Source organism: Bradyrhizobium barranii subsp. apii (assembly GCF_011516635.5).
GTDB classification, from domain to species: Bacteria; Pseudomonadota; Alphaproteobacteria; order Rhizobiales; family Xanthobacteraceae; genus Bradyrhizobium; species Bradyrhizobium barranii.
In genome coordinates this window covers 1987338-2004070 of sequence record NZ_CP096255.1, presented here as the reverse complement: position 1 = coordinate 2004070, position 16733 = coordinate 1987338, and the positions used below count along the sequence as shown (strand labels likewise).

Annotated in this window: 16 protein-coding genes and 1 pseudogene; 5 read left to right on the top strand and 12 right to left on the bottom strand. The window is 60.0% G+C overall.

Going from position 1 to position 16733, the window contains the following annotated elements:
* Window positions 1-28: 28 nt before the first annotated feature.
* From HAP41_RS09585 to HAP41_RS09575, 3 genes are all read right to left on the bottom strand, one after another.
* Window positions 29-1222 carry an NAD(P)/FAD-dependent oxidoreductase gene (locus tag HAP41_RS09585; protein WP_166103137.1) on the bottom strand — a complete coding sequence of 398 codons (1194 nt, stop codon included), beginning with the start codon at window positions 1220-1222 and terminating at the stop codon, window positions 29-31.
* Window positions 1223-1369: 147 nt separating this feature from the next.
* Window positions 1370-1684 carry an NAD-binding protein gene (locus tag HAP41_RS09580; RefSeq protein ID WP_248577189.1) on the bottom strand — a complete coding sequence of 105 codons (315 nt, stop codon included), beginning with the start codon at window positions 1682-1684 and terminating at the stop codon, window positions 1370-1372.
* Between the two features lie 44 nt (window positions 1685-1728).
* The gene (locus HAP41_RS09575; RefSeq protein ID WP_166103153.1) at window positions 1729-2259 is read right to left on the bottom strand and encodes an NAD(P)-dependent oxidoreductase; all 531 of its coding nucleotides are present in this window, start codon (window positions 2257-2259) and stop codon (window positions 1729-1731) included.
* A 313-nt stretch (window positions 2260-2572) separates the two neighbouring features.
* Here HAP41_RS09575 and HAP41_RS09570 point away from each other — a divergent pair, with 313 nt between their 5' ends.
* The 5 genes from HAP41_RS09570 to HAP41_RS09550 all read left to right on the top strand — a co-directional run bounded on the left by HAP41_RS09570 (window position 2573) and on the right by HAP41_RS09550 (window position 7453).
* Complete coding sequence (locus HAP41_RS09570; protein WP_166103158.1) at window positions 2573-3022, top strand: aromatic ring-hydroxylating oxygenase subunit alpha; 450 nt, start codon at window positions 2573-2575, stop codon at window positions 3020-3022.
* Window positions 3023-3034: 12 nt separating this feature from the next.
* Window positions 3035-3913 (top strand): SRPBCC family protein, encoded by an 879-nt coding sequence (locus HAP41_RS09565; protein WP_166103161.1) that lies wholly within the window; start codon window positions 3035-3037, stop codon window positions 3911-3913.
* A 139-nt stretch (window positions 3914-4052) separates the two neighbouring features.
* On the top strand, window positions 4053-5327 hold the full coding sequence (locus tag HAP41_RS09560; protein WP_166064748.1) for an IS256 family transposase: 1275 nt from the start codon (window positions 4053-4055) through the stop codon (window positions 5325-5327).
* A gap of 60 nt (window positions 5328-5387) precedes the next feature.
* Window positions 5388-5894, top strand: coding sequence for an aromatic-ring-hydroxylating dioxygenase subunit beta (locus HAP41_RS09555; RefSeq protein ID WP_166103165.1), 507 nt, complete (start codon window positions 5388-5390; stop codon window positions 5892-5894).
* 227 nt (window positions 5895-6121) lie between these two features.
* Window positions 6122-7453, top strand: a complete 1332-nt coding sequence (locus HAP41_RS09550) for a protoporphyrinogen/coproporphyrinogen oxidase (protein WP_166103167.1) — start codon at window positions 6122-6124, stop codon at window positions 7451-7453.
* A 62-nt stretch (window positions 7454-7515) separates the two neighbouring features.
* Here the strand turns inward: HAP41_RS09550 and HAP41_RS09545 are convergent.
* From HAP41_RS09545 to HAP41_RS09505, 9 genes and pseudogenes are all read right to left on the bottom strand, one after another.
* A pseudogene (locus HAP41_RS09545) lies at window positions 7516-7849 on the bottom strand (IS481 family transposase); the annotation flags it as partial.
* A gap of 272 nt (window positions 7850-8121) precedes the next feature.
* Window positions 8122-8940 (bottom strand): TetR/AcrR family transcriptional regulator, encoded by an 819-nt coding sequence (locus HAP41_RS09540; protein WP_166103172.1) that lies wholly within the window; start codon window positions 8938-8940, stop codon window positions 8122-8124.
* Between the two features lie 226 nt (window positions 8941-9166).
* On the bottom strand, window positions 9167-9853 hold the full coding sequence (locus HAP41_RS09535; protein WP_166103175.1) for a TetR/AcrR family transcriptional regulator: 687 nt from the start codon (window positions 9851-9853) through the stop codon (window positions 9167-9169).
* A 190-nt stretch (window positions 9854-10043) separates the two neighbouring features.
* Window positions 10044-10799, bottom strand: a complete 756-nt coding sequence (locus tag HAP41_RS09530) for a TetR/AcrR family transcriptional regulator (protein WP_224580906.1) — start codon at window positions 10797-10799, stop codon at window positions 10044-10046.
* Complete coding sequence (locus tag HAP41_RS09525) at window positions 10799-10894, bottom strand: hypothetical protein (protein ID WP_248577188.1); 96 nt, start codon at window positions 10892-10894, stop codon at window positions 10799-10801. The genes HAP41_RS09530 and HAP41_RS09525 overlap by 1 nt, the downstream gene beginning before the upstream one ends.
* Before the next feature lie 174 nt (window positions 10895-11068).
* Window positions 11069-12412, bottom strand: coding sequence for an IS1380 family transposase (locus HAP41_RS09520; protein WP_166053720.1), 1344 nt, complete (start codon window positions 12410-12412; stop codon window positions 11069-11071).
* A 94-nt stretch (window positions 12413-12506) separates the two neighbouring features.
* Complete coding sequence (gene bktB / locus HAP41_RS09515) at window positions 12507-13610, bottom strand: beta-ketothiolase BktB (RefSeq protein ID WP_166103181.1); 1104 nt, start codon at window positions 13608-13610, stop codon at window positions 12507-12509.
* A 148-nt stretch (window positions 13611-13758) separates the two neighbouring features.
* Window positions 13759-15426 carry an AMP-binding protein gene (locus HAP41_RS09510; protein ID WP_166103185.1) on the bottom strand — a complete coding sequence of 556 codons (1668 nt, stop codon included), beginning with the start codon at window positions 15424-15426 and terminating at the stop codon, window positions 13759-13761.
* A gap of 42 nt (window positions 15427-15468) precedes the next feature.
* On the bottom strand, window positions 15469-16728 hold the full coding sequence (locus HAP41_RS09505; RefSeq protein WP_166103190.1) for an alpha/beta fold hydrolase: 1260 nt from the start codon (window positions 16726-16728) through the stop codon (window positions 15469-15471).
* Window positions 16729-16733 lie beyond the last annotated feature (5 nt).

The following is a 16733-nucleotide window of genomic DNA, read 5'->3' as shown; positions in this document are numbered from 1 at the left end:
CTAGCATCTTGGCAGGGTTGAAAGCGCGCTAGGCAGCAAGCTTGCGCAGGTCTTGTTTCTGGTCAATCAGAAGTGACGGCTCAACTCGCACACGCTTCTCGACCAACATTTCCGCAAACCGGAACTCCTTGGGGCTGTTGATCCCTAGCGCTCCGACGACAATGCCGTCATCATTGCAAAATATGACGAGGAACTTTTGAGCTTCAAAGGTACCGCGCACATGCCCTTTTCCAGTCAGCATTCCAACTGTCTGGAGCTTGATTTCGTATTGGTCGGACCACATACTTGTAACGGCCCGATAAGGCACCCTTTTGCCGAGCATGTTCTGCGCTGCGATTTTTCCATGGCGCTCCGCATGTTTCCAGTTTTCGGCCCGGACATTTTCGCCACTGAAGTAGCAGGGGTATCTTGCTACATCACCGGCCGCGAGCACGTCTGCATCAGTTGTGCGTGCAAATTCGTCAACTTCGATGCCATTGGAGCAACTGAGCCCCGCGGCTTGCGCCAGCTCTACGTTTGGCACGACGCCCACCCCGATAACCAGGACGTCGGCGACCATATCGCCATGAACTTCCGAGCTTAAGCCATTTGGCGTCAAGTTGCATCGACCGCTGGACAGAAATAACTTCACGCCCCTGGCCCGATGCGCGCCTGCGATAAATTCCGAGACATTGCTCGGAACCACTCGGCTTAGCACCCGACTGGCGATGTCGATAACCGACACGTCGCAGCCAAGCTCGATCGCACTTGCGGCAACTTCCATCCCGATGACGCCTGCTCCCACTATCGCAACACGACTTCCGGGCTGGAGTACCCGGCGCAAATGTCGCGCATCATCGAGCGTCCGAACATAGAAATGAGGCACCTTCAACTGCTCCGTCCCGGATAAGAGACGTGGCCGCGTTCCTGTCGTCAGAAGCAGCTTTTCATAAGCAAGCTCCTCCCCATTCGCGAGCATCACTTTTCGCGCCAAGCGATCCAGGCCCGTCACCGCTGTGCCCAGCTTCAATTCGATTCCGTTCTCTTGGTAGAATGCCTTGGGTCGCAGGAAGAGCCGTTCTTCGGCCGCCTCCGCGACTAAAGCGTCCTTGGAAATCGGCGGACGGTCGTAAGGCGGATGCGCCTCGTCGCCGATCATAACAATCCGTCCCGGATAACGTTCGTCGCGCAGGGTGGCTGCGGCTACGTCCCCTGCCAATCCAGCTCCAACGATACAAAACATGAGTCCTCCAAGCTTGACGCATGATGACCGCGTTTCTGCACGTCACCTCGCGAACGAAAGATGCTATGCGGGATCGCAGCAGGCAGACATCCAACGGCTCCCGGATTCGTTGTCGTGACCATATGTCGTCGGCACGTCAAAGCGAGATCAGGCAAGCCTCGGCAATCGGGCCAAGTCGGTGAAGTAGTTTATCGCCGTCAACATATCCCTGCCTTCAGGTCCGGATTTCAGAATCTCGTGCTGAATAGTCGAGATCGCGGCAGCAACCGGCGTAGCAGCGCGAAGACGCGCGGCCTCTTCGAAGAACAGCAGCACGTCCTTGATGGTAATCTCGAGCGCTCCGGTGCCGTCAAGCTTCCCTTGGAGGATGGTGTGCGGCACCACCCGTTGTGAGAAGAAGTTTGCTCCGCTGCCCTGGTTGATGATGGCGACGGCGGTCTCAAGATCGATGCCCGCCTTCATTCCAACCGTGAGGGCCTCACATGTCGCGAGCGCGCTGGCCCAGGTCACACTATTCGACATTCCTTCGCGGTTTGCCCGATGCCGCACTCGGCACCCAGATAAAACAGCCTGCCGGCGAACAGCTCCAGTATCGGCTTCACTCTCTCAAACTGAGCCGCGGGACCTGCCGCTAGCACTCCAAGAGTACCCGCGGTCAGCGCGGTCTGCGCACCAACGACTGGTGAATCGATCAAGGTGATCCCTTTGGCGTTCAAGCCCTCGGCCAGTTCCCGAGCCACCGCGGTCCCAACGGTCGATGTTTCAACATAAACCTTAGCTCGCCTTCCATCCGCGACGCCGCCAGGCCCGAGCGCAACCTGCTTGCACACTTCAGCGTACGGAAGGCAGGCAAAGACGATCTCGCATTCATCGGCGACCTGCTTGTTCGAAACCGCTGCCAAGCCGCCGCACGTCACGAAATTTCCGAGCGCATCTGGATTGACGTCGTGAGCGAGAACCTTGACGCCCCGTCGGACCAATCGCTCGGCGATTGCGCGGCCCATGGCACCAACACCGATGAAACCGGCCTGGTCCATGATTTCCTGCCTCCCACTTTTTTTACGTTACGGGCATTGGCCGCGGATGAGATGCGCACCCCGCGACCACGGCCGCATTTGCTCTCATTTGCCGCTTGTTCGAGCGGCCCCACGGATCATGTTTCCTCATCCGTAACGATTCCAACATGCCACCATATTAATACCCCTGTCAATTTTTAAGTTGATAGTCATGTTGAACGAATGTAAGAGGGCTCAGTAGCCACGAGAAAAGCACGCGAAGCTGCCGCCCCCTTGGAAGGGGCGGCATAGGCTTCGGAAGCGGGCAGGCAACGACCAGGGGAAGGAGACGCCAATGCAAACGTCGGGCAGTGTTGCATCCAATCGGATCTTTGAGGGGACGTCTGGCGGCAAGATCGGTATGTACAAATCCCGTTTTGTCGAATTCGACCCCGAAAATCGGATTTTCCGAGTAAGCCGCGAGGCCTACAGCTCCGCTGAGGTGTTCGAGGAGGAAAAGCGCAAGGTGCTCTACAAGTCCTGGCTCGTAATCGGTCACGAGTCGGAGGTTGCAAACAAAGGTGACTTCGTCACCCGGACGGTGATCGACAAAGATCTGATCTTCAACCGGGACAACGACGGTCGCGTCAACGTCTTCTACAACACTTGCTTGCATCGGGGACCAGCCGTCTGCAAGAAACCCTCAGGGAACGCCCGTACGTTCGTATGTCCTTATCACGGCTGGGTGTACCGCAATTCAGGCCAAGTGGCGTCGCTTGGATCGAAGCAGGCAGACGCGCGCTAACCGGATCATTATTTGAAGCCCGGCGGCGTCAGATTGACCGCGGTGAAAAATGTCGCACAGCGCGCAGGATTTTATTTCGTCAATTTTGACGACGACGCCATGCCTTTGGATGAGTTTTTGGGCGCCGCGGGCCAGCGCCTTGACCGCATCTCGAAGCAGAGCGCGGCTGGATTCGAGCTGGTAGCTGGAGTTCACGAATACGAGATCAGCGCAAATTACAAGCTGCTCGTCGAGAACAGCCTCGACGGCTATCACCTGATGTCGACCCACGCCACGTATTTTGCATACATGGCTGATCTGCTCAAGGGGATCAATCCGCAAATTGGTGGCAGCGTTACGACGCTAGGCAATGGTCATGCCTCATTCATGACTCCTGTGATGTCTGGGCGACCCGTCGCGCAGTGGCTGCCTCATTGGGGCGACGAAGCAAAACGCGAAATCGAAGAGAAGCGCAGGGAAGTCGTGTCACGGTTGGGCGAGCAGGATGGCGCCGATGTGTGCGACTTCAACAGCAATACGTGGATATTTCCAATCTCGATCATCAATGACCAGCAAACGATTCTGGTCCGGGCGATTCTTCCGCTTTCGCACAACAAGTTGCGCGTACGCGCGTGGAGCTTGGCTCCCAAGGACGAAAGCCCGAAACTGCGTCAAATCCGGATGGAGAACATCCTGTCCTTCCTCGGCCCAGGCGGATTTGCCACACCGGACGACGTCACGATGCTCGAGTGGGCCCAGCGCGCCTACGAACACACTTGCGGTGGCTGGAACGATTTCTCCAAGGCGATGGACCCGGACGAGGACACCCTGAACACGACTGCAGTTTACGATGACGAATTGCACATGCGCGCCTACTGGCTGCAGTGGGACAAGATGATGTCCGCTGACTAAGATCGCGAAGAAATCATAAGGGCTCGGAGGGTGGAAATGGGGGGATGTCCCGGGTTCTGTTGAATTTCTGAAGAGGTCGGCGTTGCCCACCTTGAGCCGGTAGGCTCGGGGTGCTGATTCCACAAAGGAGAGCAACGCCATGACGAGAGATATCACACCGGCTGGTTGGCCGGCGACCGGGGCTGTGGAGAAATCATTTGCGGAAGTGCGAGCGAGCTTCGATCGGTTCTGCCTTGCGGCAGGAATCGAGGCGCTCGGCACGATGATGGAGGCGGATGTGACAGCGGCCTGCGGGCCGCGCCACGGTCGTGATGCGGCGCGGCGGGCGCACCGTTGGGGCCGAACGCGGGGGCGGATCGGTTTCCACGGCGGCAAGATCGAGGTCGATCGCCCGCGGGTCCGGGGCATGGACGGCCGCGAGGTCACGATCCCGAGCTGGGAAACGGCGGCGCAGGAGGACTGGCTCGGTCGCTGGGCGATGAACCTGATGCTGATCAATGTGTCGACGCGCCGGTTCGGCCGCGCCGTCCGGCTGCCCGAGGGTGACGTGCCGGCACCGCCCGGATCGGGGATTTCGAAGTCGGCGGCCTCGCGGAGGTTCGTGGCTCTGTCGGCGGCGCGGCTGGCCGACTTCATGGCTGCCGATCTGTCCGCGCTCGACCTTCTGGTGGTCCAAATCGACGGGCTGCATCTCGACGACGATCTCGTGCTGGTGGCCGCGATCGGGGTTGACGGCGAAGGCAACAAGCATCCGCTGGCGCTGGTGGAAGGGGCGACCGAGAATGCAGCAACGGTTCAGGCCCTGCTGGACAACCTGGTCTCGCGCGGGCTCGACCCGACGGTGCCAAGACTGTTCATCGCCGACGGCGCGAAGGCGTTGTCGAAGGCGATCCGCCGCACCTTCGGTTCGGCCGCTGCGATCCAGCGCTGCCAGATCCACAAGGCGCGCAACATCATGGAACGCCTGCCGAAAGAGCATCATGCGGCCACCCGCCGGGTGCTGCGCCAGGCCTGGGAGCTCGATGACGCCGACAAGGCTGAAAAATTGATCCGCAATCTCGCGCGTCGACTCGACCAGCAATGGCCCGGCGTTGCGGCCAGTATCCTCGAAGGCCTCGACGAAATCCTGACTGTCGTCCGGTTGAAGTTGCCGAAGGAGCTTCGCCGATCGCTCGCCTGTACCAATATCGCCGAGAACATGATGGGCACCATTCGCCGCGTCACGCGCAACGTTAAACGCTGGCGGGATGCCGGTATGGCCTTGCGATGGGTCGCGGCCGGTATGATCGAGGCCAACAAGGGCTTCCGACGATTGAAGGCGCATAAGCAATTGTCGGTTCTGCGTGCGGCCCTTCAAGCTCACCACGATCGCATGACAATCAAGTCCGTTGCCCACGTCACGAGGGCTGCGTAATATTCATTCCGGCAACGTCGACCCGACGTAGTTCAACAGCGATCGGGACATCCCCTGGAAATGGGCACATCGGCTTTGAAGGAAGAAGTTCAGGATTTTCTGCTGAAGGAGGCGGATCTCGCAGACGAATGGGCTTTAGCGGACTGGCTTGCCCTTTGGGCAGATGGCGAAATCGCTTACGAGGTAGGTCCACTCAACATGGATCAAAAACCGGGTCTGAGGTATGACCAGTCCTTATTTCTGATCAGCGATAACCGTTTCCGGCTCGAGCACCGTGTTCTGCGAATTGGAAAGCCGGATGCTCATTCGGAATCGCCGATACGCTCCAAGATCAGGCATTTCTACGCTCATCTGAGGGATGTCAAAGAAATCTCGGGCGAGATTACCTTCAGGGTCAACATGCTGATCACAAGGATCCGAGCGGACCAAGAGGGGACGAACGTGATACCCGGCGTTGTCTATTTCCGTCTTGTACGCGAGGATAGTCAGCTCAAGATCCGCTCCAAGCAGATCTTTCTTGATGTTCAGATGTTGTCGAGCCCCGGAACACTCACGTATCTCGCCTGAAGCGCACACGATACGGCCGCATATCCCTGGGGCGTGATCCGGAAAAATATGAACTCGATACCGGAAATATGCGGTGTCGCAGGTTGTGGGCTATGTGAAGGGCAAGAGCGCCATCCATATCGCGCGGGATTTGCTCGGCCGCGTTAGCGGCCAGACCCAGCCGCTTTGAGCGGCTCACATCATAAAGCCCCCGGCTCTGCCGGGGGATACTTACTAAGAGAGAAGTGATGAAAAAAAGAGCTATTGTTATCGGCGCCGGCCCTGCCGGCACTTCGGCGGCGTTTCGCCTCAAGCAGGCAGGTTGCGATGTACGCCTGATCGAGCGCGATGCGCAGGTCGGCGGGCGCACCCGCTCGCTACACCAGAACGGCTTCATCATGGATATCGGCGCCGGCCTGATGCCGGGGACCAGCAAGGCCGTGTTCAGCATGATGGATGATGCCGACCTCGGCGACATGCTGGAGCCGATGCATGCGCCAACCGCGATCTGGCGTGACGGCACACTGCACTACCTCGAAGCCACCAACATGGCCAGCTCGATAATGAAAACCAAACTCTTCAGCCTTGCGTCGAAGTTCAGGATGCTGGCGGCAGCCTGGCCCATGATGCGGATGTGGAACTACCTCAACTTCGAGAATCTCGGCCGCTCCGCGCCCTTCGATACCGAGAATGAATCGCTCGCCGGCTACACGCGCCGCGTCCTGAACCAGGAACTGCTCGATTACCTGATCAACCCGATGCAGAAGGTCCTCTACGTCACGTCGGCGGAACGGGCATCGATTGTCGATCTGTTCTGGTCGGCCAAGTCCAAGTTCGCCGGCGGCGCCTTTTGCGTCCGCGGCGGCATGGGACGTATCGTCGACCTCGTCTGCGTGCAGTTGAATGTTTCGTTGAACACCGAAGTGCTCTCAGTCGACGAAACCGGCGACAAGGTGGAAGTGAAAATGCGCGATGCCAATGGCGCCGAATCGACCGACACGGTGGATATCTGTGTCATCGCCACCCCAGCCAACGTGGTACCGAAGATCGACCGCGGTCTTTCGCCGGCTTCGCAAAACTATCTTTCCACTCTGCACTACTCGATGCTCTCCGACGTCCATGTGCAGTTGAAAGAGCGCACCAGCGAACGCGCCGTATTGATCATGGTGCCCGACAGCGCCGACAAGGATCTGTGCGGCATCCTTGTCGACCACAACAAGGGCAGCGATCGCGCGCCGGCAGGCAAGGGCTCACTTAGCATCTATCTCCATGATGAATGGGTACGCAAGAACTGGGCGCTGTCTGATGAGGAAGTTTTCAGGATCGCAATGGCCAAGGGCGAGCGCGTCATGCCCGGCATCACGAAGTTGGTCGAGGGCTATCACGTACAGCGCTGCGAGTTCGGCGCGACGATCTCCCACCCCGGCGGCTACAAGAAGATGGCAAAGTTCATCGACGGCCTGGATATGAAGCGTCGCGTGCAACTTGCCGGCGATTATTTCTCGCTGTCTTCGGTGAACGCGGCGGTAACTTCAGGCGAGCTGGTGGCCAAGCGACTGATACAGAATTACGTCCACTAGCAGCCTGTCGGAGTGAACGAATTTCAGTATTATTATGACATTTATCAGGTCAAATACGTAATTATCGGCGTGCCGCGCGCGCGGTGGCGCGGCCCGCGGCCGCGCTTGACCAGGCCATGGCGATCGAGCACCGCATGGATGGTGCTTTTGGCCGGAACCCGGATATCACCGTCGAGCCGTCTTACCAGTAGTTCCCGGATCTTGCGCGCGCCCCAGTGTGGCTTCTCGGCCTTGAGCCGGACAATCAGAGCGCCGCCAGCCCATGCTCCCTGTAGCGATCGAAAATCTTGTAGCCGGTCTTGCGGGATACACCGAATTCGTCATCGCCTCCCCGTCGAGCAGGAGAGCGACAAAGCGAAGGCGTTCTTCCATCACCGAACTCGCTTTCCACGGCATCCACACCTCCCGCTTGCAAAAAAGCGAAAAGTGTAACCCATGTGTCCGGTACGAAATGTCACCTATGTCTCGGGCCGCTCAGAATTGGCCCGCCCCTCGCGGAAAGGGTTCGCACGGCGACCAAGCCGCAACGCCAGCAAACTATGATGTCGATGTCCTGCTACATCGTCATCGCCGTTGTGAATTTCCGTCCGACACCCGCGGCTCCATCCTTTTTGCACGATCAGGAAAGCCTCTTCGCGATGGATGAATGAGCCCCCGCTTGACGGGCTCTAGTTCGAAGACCGGCGCGCTCCTCGCCCTTGAACTTCGCGATCGATCTGAGGGAGCATGAACTTCGGCTTCTGGCCGCTCAGTTCCGCGGAAATGCTGAGCAAAAAGAGATGACAGGTTTCCTCGAACGCAGTCGCAGCGTCGATCTGGACTGGGGAACTCCGCACATATGCAATGTTTGGAAACTCCCTCGGATCCAGCGACTTCTGCTTTCCCTGGATGAATTTGCGGTGCGAGGATGGAAACATATTCAGCGATCCGCCGTAGGCCGTATTAATGATGAAATCCCCAAAAAGATGAGCATAGATACCTGTACGCTCGCCGGATAGGCCCGCAACCTTCACTCGGCCAATGAAGCGCTCGAGCATTTCGACTCCATAGTCGTGCTCGCCCTCCTTCAATAGTTGGAACACGCGAAACTGGCCGTTGGAAGCGCAATAGGCGGCCACCCCGCTATATAAAAGAAAATGGTCATACATCGCCTTGGCGGCGGCAAGGAGTCCAGCCTGCCAGGTGTCCGTCTCTTGGGGCCATTTCCTTATTAGTTCTTCGTAGAAGAGATTCATCGTTCCTGATGTGAGCGAATCCCTCCCACCGATATAGTAGTGAATGAGCGCTGGGGTGACCTTCATTGTTCGTGCCACCGATACGATCGATAGATCCTGAAGAGGCACCGTCTTGGTCATTCTTAGAGCTGCTCTCAGGATCACTGCCCGGCCGATATCACCAGCCTCCGCCGCCTGAGGCCGTCCCGGCCGGCGGCCGGTGCCGTCCTTGCCGGTGGGGGCCAAGGTCGCCTTCGCCTTTCGTTTGATCACGTCGAATCTCCCAAACGTCAGCACAGATGACGCGATGTGCTTTTCGTAAAGGAAAGCTCGTTTCGCCACAACGCTCTTCAAGCTGATCCCGCTACTCACGCCTCGAAGCGCTCAGGCGCGATCAACTACTCATGGGCGCGGAGGATTGCCGGTTCTGGCCTCGCCTCGCGGCCGCTTGCCGAAGAGAGAGAGCTTATGGCAACCGGCCGGGTCGTTCGTCTTTTACTCAGGTTTCTCGTAATCCGACCATACGGGCGAGAGTTGCAAGGTCATCGCGTATCCCTCGGATTACTTCGGCCGGGGTGGACGGCCCCGCCACATCGTCGCGCAAAATCGATCCCACCGCCATTGTGCTGACGGCATCGGCCACGGAGCTAGCGTTACGTTGCCCCTTGGGATTAAACCACCACGCGGGCCAGTTACACATGCCGAAGATCGTCAGCGCGGCAATTTGCGAGTCGACGGGGCGGAATTCACCGGCGACCACGCCGGCGTCGATGATGGCAGCGAGCTCCGCCAGCGAGTCACGTTTGCCTTTACGGTGAAGCTCGGCAAGCTCTTCCGGAAGGCTTGCCTCGTCGCGCTCCAAAACGCGAAATCGCGCCGGCTTTGACAGTACACGCATAACCAGCATTCGCGCCGCCGCCTCGAGCTGGCGGCGTGGGCTCAGGTCGCTGCGTTGCCGTATCTCGCTGAGCAACGTCCATGCGGTCATGGTCACATCTTCGACCAGCGCGGTTAGAAACGCCTCTTTCGAACTGAAATAATGATAGAGCGACGTGCGCCCCACATTTGCGGTATCGGCGATCTCCTGCAGAGACGTTCCGCTGAAACCGTTACGCGCAAAAAGCTCTGCCGCGTGATCCAGGAGCTCACGCTCCATGAGCTCCTTTCTTGGCCCAGCCTTGACCATGTCCCGTCACTCCTTGAACAGCCCAACCGGCACGGGGGCTGCGCATTCCTGGCAACTACTCTGAGGGGATCCGCCCGTCAGGATTCACACCGCCCGCAGGACCCATTAGCGCATCTAGATCACGCAAAATATAGTCGTTCGGAGATACTGAGCTATAAATTTGACGTATCGCGACCGTAAGCTGAACAATTCAAGTGCGACGGGGGCTTCCAGTGCCATACGCGCGGAGGAATGCTCCTACGGCAAATCTGACGGTACTCTCCACTGCCGCCGACATTTGCAATTGTTCGACGCCAAACATCAGTTTCCTCACAATGTTTCCTTGGCAAAGATTGAAGAATTGAAACGCTGCTATCTCGCAATCGTCTATTGCGAGATAGCCCTGTTGGGTAAGTTGCGCAAGGAGATCAGCTAGTCTGTCGCTGCCCTCGCGTGGGCCAGCGTCGAAGAACGTGCGGCCGATAACCGGGAATTTCTCCGCAGCACCGATGACAAGGCGAGTAAGGCGGATATGATCGGGCTGAACCATCATGAGCATAAACGTTTCGCCAATACGCCTTAATGTTCGCTCGACATCCGGCTCCTCGGAGTCGTAGTCGAACAAGCACTCGGCCGCCTTGGTACGATCGGCTTCTACCAGGGCCGCAAAGAGTTCCTCCTTGCTGGTGAAATAGCTATAGATAGTCCCTTTCGATACAGCGCTGGCGCGCGCGATTTCGTTTATGCTCGCGCCATCGAAGCCCATGTCAAGGAAGACGCGCCGCGCACCGTCAATGATCTCCTGGCGCTTTTCCGTGAAAAGCCCGATCGCGGCGCCAGCCTCGCCTTTGTGGGGTCGCTTCATATCGATCCAGTTGCCTTCAATGCTTCTTGCCAGGACGTCGAACCCGACTGCATGCTGAGCCGTTCCGTGCCGAGGAGCCGATTCGGTCGGCCCGAACTCCATCAAAGCTGTTCGATTGCCAGCGCAATACCCTGACCGCCGCCGATGCACATCGTGATCAGTCCCCGCCGGCCGCCAGCGCGCGCCAGTTCGTTCATGGTCTTAACCCGCCCTATTCGTGAGAGCGCGGTATTTTGGTCCGACTGGTGCATCCGCACACCTCCGCTGACGAGGCGCACAGGATTGCCTTCGGCTTTTCACCGCCTGACGACCGGTACTTTGCAACGCGCTTGAGGGATGGGTTGGGTGAACGCGGGCGGACGCCCCACCGGTCAAGGACCGAGCGGCAGCAGCGCGCCGGGCAAGCTGCGGATCAGGTCGGCTTCGGGACATGCCGCGGCGAACGCAAGGCGAATGCGGCTCTTGGTCTCGACAACCCGGGCGGCGATTTTCAAGAGCCGAAGACGCAGCGTCGCGAACTCGGCAGTGGCCAATTCCCGGACTTTGGGAATGGCGTCGCGCACGGTCAGCATCAGCCAATAAGCGGCGGTATGGAGAACGAGGCGGACTTGATTGGCGAGCGCCGAACGGCAACTGGTGCGATCGGAGGCGAGCTGCGTCTTATGCAGCTTGATCAGATTCTCGGCTTGGCCGCGCGCGCAATACAGGCTGTCGTAGATCCACTCGGCCGAGCCGACATCGAGGCTGGTGACGACGAAGCGGATGTCGAGGCCGAGCATCGTCGCCTCAATACGGGCGACGGTGCGTCGTTCGCGATCCCAGGACTTTGCCTTGTGGCGCGTCTCGGTATAGCCGCGCAGAACCGGCAGGTTCTCGATGGCGCGTCGCGTGCGGATGTCGTCGGCGACCGCGTCGACTTTTCTGGCGAGCGGCTTGGTGCCGGACAGACCGAAGATGTAGTCGATGCCGTTGGTCTCGCACCACGCCATTGCCTCCGGCCGGGCATAGTGCCCGTCGCCACGGAACGTAATTCGCGTGTTGTGCCACCGCGTCCGGATATGCCGTACCAGGCGGCGCAGATGGGCACGCACCTCGACGCCGCCCGGCGTCTTGCCGGGCCGCAGCACGACCGCCACGGGCCGGCTCTTCTCCGTGTCGTAGACGTGGATCGGCAGGAAGCAGCGTTCGTCATAATGAGCGTTGAACAGCGAGAGCTGCTGATGGCCGTGGACGACATCGCAGGTATCATCGATGTCGAGCGTGACGGATGCCGGCTCGCGCGGGTAGCTATCCATCCATGCGTCGACCAAAGTGTAGGTCAGTCGGATCACGTCGCGCAGGCGCGGAGCATTCTCCAGACGCGACAGCGTCGGTTGGGAACACAGATCGCGACCCGTGTCCGGCAGCCGTCCGCAGGCCAGCTTGAATGCGGGATCGGACCGCAGATGATCGAGGTCGTCGGCGTCCTCGTAGCCGCAGCAGATCGCGAACATGCGCGCGCGGAACATATCGACCAGGCTGTGCACGACCCGCGTCGGATCGCGCCGATCCGGGAACACCCGGGCCAAATTGTCGGCCAAGCCGAGACGCCGCTCGGCCATCGCCAGAAGCATCACGCCCCCGTTCGAGGTCAGCCGACCGCCATCGAAGGCAGCTGTGACTTTCTTGGCGTGAACGGCTGGAAACGAGAAGGGCAGAATCGTATCGTCGGTCATGGCGGGCGTGGTGTTCGCGGCTGAAGGTGATGGGGTTGGCTTTGCAACCGAATCCTACGCCGCATCAGCGCTTTACACCACGCTCGCCAGCCTCTCAGGCGCCCTCTGACGAATAAGACGGGTTAATCACCAGAATCGTGCCCGTCGCACCGACCGGGTGACCCAGTGCGATGGCTCCACCGTTCGGGTTGACCCCCTCGGGATCCAGTCCCAGCCCCCGTGTCACCGCGATGGCTTGCGCGGCGAAGGCTTCGTTCGATTCGATTACGTCGAAGTCGCCCGCGGAAAGGCCAGTCCTACGCATGAGCTGTTCGACAGCGGGCACTGGGCCGATGCCCATGACCTCCGGAGGCACGCCTGCGACGGCGTAGCCTAGAACGCGCGCCAACGGCTTCAGGCCGGCCCGGTCGGCTGCATCCGCTCGCGCCAGAACCACGGCCGCCGCACCGTCATTAATGCCCGAGGCATTGCCCGCGGTCACACTTCCGTCCTTGCGAAACGCGGGCTTCAGAGCGGTCAGCGCCTCGATCGAAGTATCCTTGGGATATTCGTCAATGGCGAACTGTAGGGGCCCTCTCCGTGTCCCCACCTCGACCGGGACAATTTGTTCCCTGAATCGTCCCTCTGCCAGCGCACGGGCTGCGCGCCTCTGGCTTTCCAGCGCGAAGGCATCCTGTTCCGCGCGACTCACCCCATATTTTGCAGCCACATTTTCTGCCGTGATGCCCATATGGCCGGTGTCGAACGGACATGTCAGCACGCCGACCAGCATGTCGACCATCGCGGTGTCGCCCATTCTTTGCCCGAAACGAGCCGTCTGGACGGCAAATGGCGCCCGCGACATGCATTCGGCCCCTCCGGCCAGTGCGAAGTCGGCCTCACCCAGGGCCAGCGACTGCGCAGCAGATACGATGGCCTGCACCCCCGATCCGCACAGGCGGTTTACGTTCATCGCGGGCGTGCCCTCAGGCACCCCTGCTCCGAACGAAGCGAGGCGCGAAAGATACATATCCTTCGGTTCGGTGTTGATCACATGGCCGAAGACGGTCGTTCCAATCTGCGCAGGGGCAACGTTGGCTCTCTCGATGGCCGCGCGCGCGACGACTACTCCCAATTGATGTGGCGCAAACGCCGAGAGGGCTCCACCGAAGCTGCCAATAGCGGTTCGGGCGCCTGAAAGGATAACAATGTCGCTCATGAATGAAACCCCGTCGTGGCGTGCATGGCGATCCCGGAATGCTGGCTTCGACTCCGGAGAAGCGCCTGAATCCCCTGCCTGGTCCTCGATCGCGGAAGGCCTGGAACAGCTGCCGTTTCATCGTGCGCTGCGCGTGGGCCCGGTCGCGCTACGCGCGGTTGTCCGCCGCCACCTTTGCCGCGATGTCGGAGCGCAAGGTGGCCTTGTCGAGCTTGCCGACCCGTGTCACGGGCAGTGCATCGACAATTTCGACACGTTCGGGCCATTTGAACTTAGCCAAGCCGAAGCCTTCCAAATAGCGGGCAAGTTCACTGACACTCGGAGCGCACTGTGCATTGCGTACCACGATATACGCGCAAATGCGTTCACCCAGAACGGGGTCCGGCATCCCGACCACGGCGCATTCCGAAACCGCTGGATGGCTCGCCACCGCGTTCTCCAGTTCTTCTGCGTTGACCTTCTCATGGCCTCGATTGACCAGATCTTTGTTGCGACCGGAAAAGGCGTAGTAAGTCTCCCCGCCGATGATGCGTTTGACCAGGAGATCACCGGAGCTGTAAAACCCCTGCTCGTCAAAGCATTGCGCATTGCGGTCGGGCGCATTGTAGTAGCCGGCCAAGGTGTACGGCCCGCGGCATAGGAGCTCACCAGGCTCATCATAACCCACCTCTTGACCATCGCTTGGACGTACCAGACGTATTTCGTCGAACGGCGACAATGGGCGCCCGACGGTCCAGTCCTGCGCCTCGACGGGATCGTCGCGTCGCGTATACATGTTCACGCCCTCGGTCATGCCGAACATGCCATGACTCGGAATACCAAACTTCTCGCGGAAGAGGCGCGCTGCATCGGGCGACCAGATTGCTCTCACACTCTCGATGGTTGCCAGCTTCTGATCGAGCATGGACTCCAAGCGAGGCAGCAACGGCCGGATCAGGCCCAACCATGTCGGGCGCGCGCTACGGAACGTGGCGCCCCAAGCCTCTGGCGTCATATCGGCGGGAATCGCGAATGCTGCACCGGTCAGCAGCGTCGGGCCCCAGAAACAGACCATGCAGGCGTTGTGGATCATGGGCATCGGCATGAACATGACGTCGTCCGCCGTATAGCCCAGGGTTTCGGCGGTCAGCTGCATGTTCAGCAGATAATCGTTCGACATGCGCGGAATGATCTTGGGGACGCCTGTCGTGCCCCCCGAAAGCTGGAACACGCCGACCTGGAAGGGGTCGTGCTCGATTGCTTCGACGGCAAGGCGCGCTTCCGCCGGATCCTCGGCGGCGATCAAATCGTCGAAGGCCAGGCAATCCGCTGTGCCTTTGCCCCTCAGGACTATGACGTGTCGCATTGTGAAAATACGAGGCTTCATCTTCAAGGCGAACGCCGACAGGTCTGCCTTGGGATCGTCCCCCTGAACGATATGGATGCGCGCATCCGAATGGCATCCGAGATAACCGATTTCGTGCTCGCGATGGGCGGCAAGGGTGCAGACCGGGATGACGCCCGCCTTGAGACAGCCGATGAACGCGAACAGAAGCTCGGGACAGTTGTTGGTCTGGAACAGCGCACGTTCCTGCGGGCGCATTCCCAACCGCAGGAGGGCGGCGGCGAACCTGTCGCTGATCGCGTCGAGTTCAGCATAGGTTACTTTGCCTTGAGGCGTATGGAGCGCCACCCGCGCTGCGTGTCGTTGGAACGACTCGCGGAACGCATCCGCCAGGGACTTGACCGGAAGCACTCCTGCCTCGACATAGCGGCGCAACCGCTCAGGATCGTTGTATACGACTCCCGGCAGTGGGTTCTTTACCTGGCTTCGCATATTTTCCTCCCCACATGCACCCGCGGATCGCTAGCCTGCCGATCAGCGAATTTTTTCACCCAGCCAGTCGAGTATGATGCCGGCCGCGATCTCCTGCCCAGGGCGTTCATCGCGCTCCAGCGGCTGACCATGGTGGTTGCCGCGCACGGAATGGCTCTGCTTGTCGGTGCTGGCGATGGTGGCGAAGATCGCCTCGAGATCCCCTGGAAAGACCGTATTGTCGCCGGAATAGCCGATCATGAGTACCGGCTGGCTGATGGCGGCGCCGCAGCGGTCAAACGAGGCGTTGGATGACAGTCCCGACCATGTGGACAGCCAGCTTTCCGGCGTACAGACCCGCGCGAAGCCAACGCTGCCGAGGTTCGATGCATAGGGATCGGCGCCCCAGACCGTACCCCAGCGCCGGTCGGAGGGGGCGAGCGAGAGGTCGTAGCAGCGCAAGTCTGCATTGGTGCGCCAGACCTGGAACACGCCGCTGTAGGCGGCACGACGTGGATCGCCGGTCTCGCCGCCATTGATGCGTTTGCGCTCGGCCATTCGCTCCGCAATCAAGGTGCGCGCACGCGCGTCGATTCGAGCCACTCGTCTCTCCTGCGCCGCGCGATAGCGCTCGACAAAATCCGTCGCATAGGACGCTCCTCGCGGCGGCAATTCGAAACCATTGGTAGCGGAGAACGGATCGAGCGCTGGATCGGTCGAGAATGGATCGCTTTCGTCGATGACCGAGGGATCGATCATGTTCTGCAGCAGCTTGCCTTGGCCCGGATGGGGCGCGAGGCAGATCAGCCCGTCCACCCGCGCCAGTTCGACTGTGTCCAGCTTCGTTGGCCGGCCGCCCGGCGTGCGCGCGATCCGGTCACCCGACCCCGCTTCCGACTGGGCGATGTAGAAAGCGAACAGCGCCGCGCCTCCCGAATTGCCCAGCAGCACGATGCGGCGAAATCCTGCCTCGCGAAGAAAGGCGATGCCGGCGGCAACATCGTGAAGCGCGACCTCGTGCTCCAGCCGGATATCGTTGCCGACGCTGCGCGCGCCCTGCACCCAGCAAGCATAACCGGCGGCGACCGCATGCGGCACCATGTAATGGGTCAACAGCAATTCGCGGGGATGCATGATGACAAGGGCGGTGCTCTCCCCTCCCAGCGAATGCAGACAACCCACCACCTGCGCGCCGTCGCCGGTGGCCAGTTGCACAACACGGCTTTGTAGCCCGGCCGGCAACAGCGCCGGATCCCACGAGGCCCCGCGCAACCCGGCAGTGACGCGGTTCTCGACCTTGGTGGCTACTTCTTTGGTGTTCATTGAGA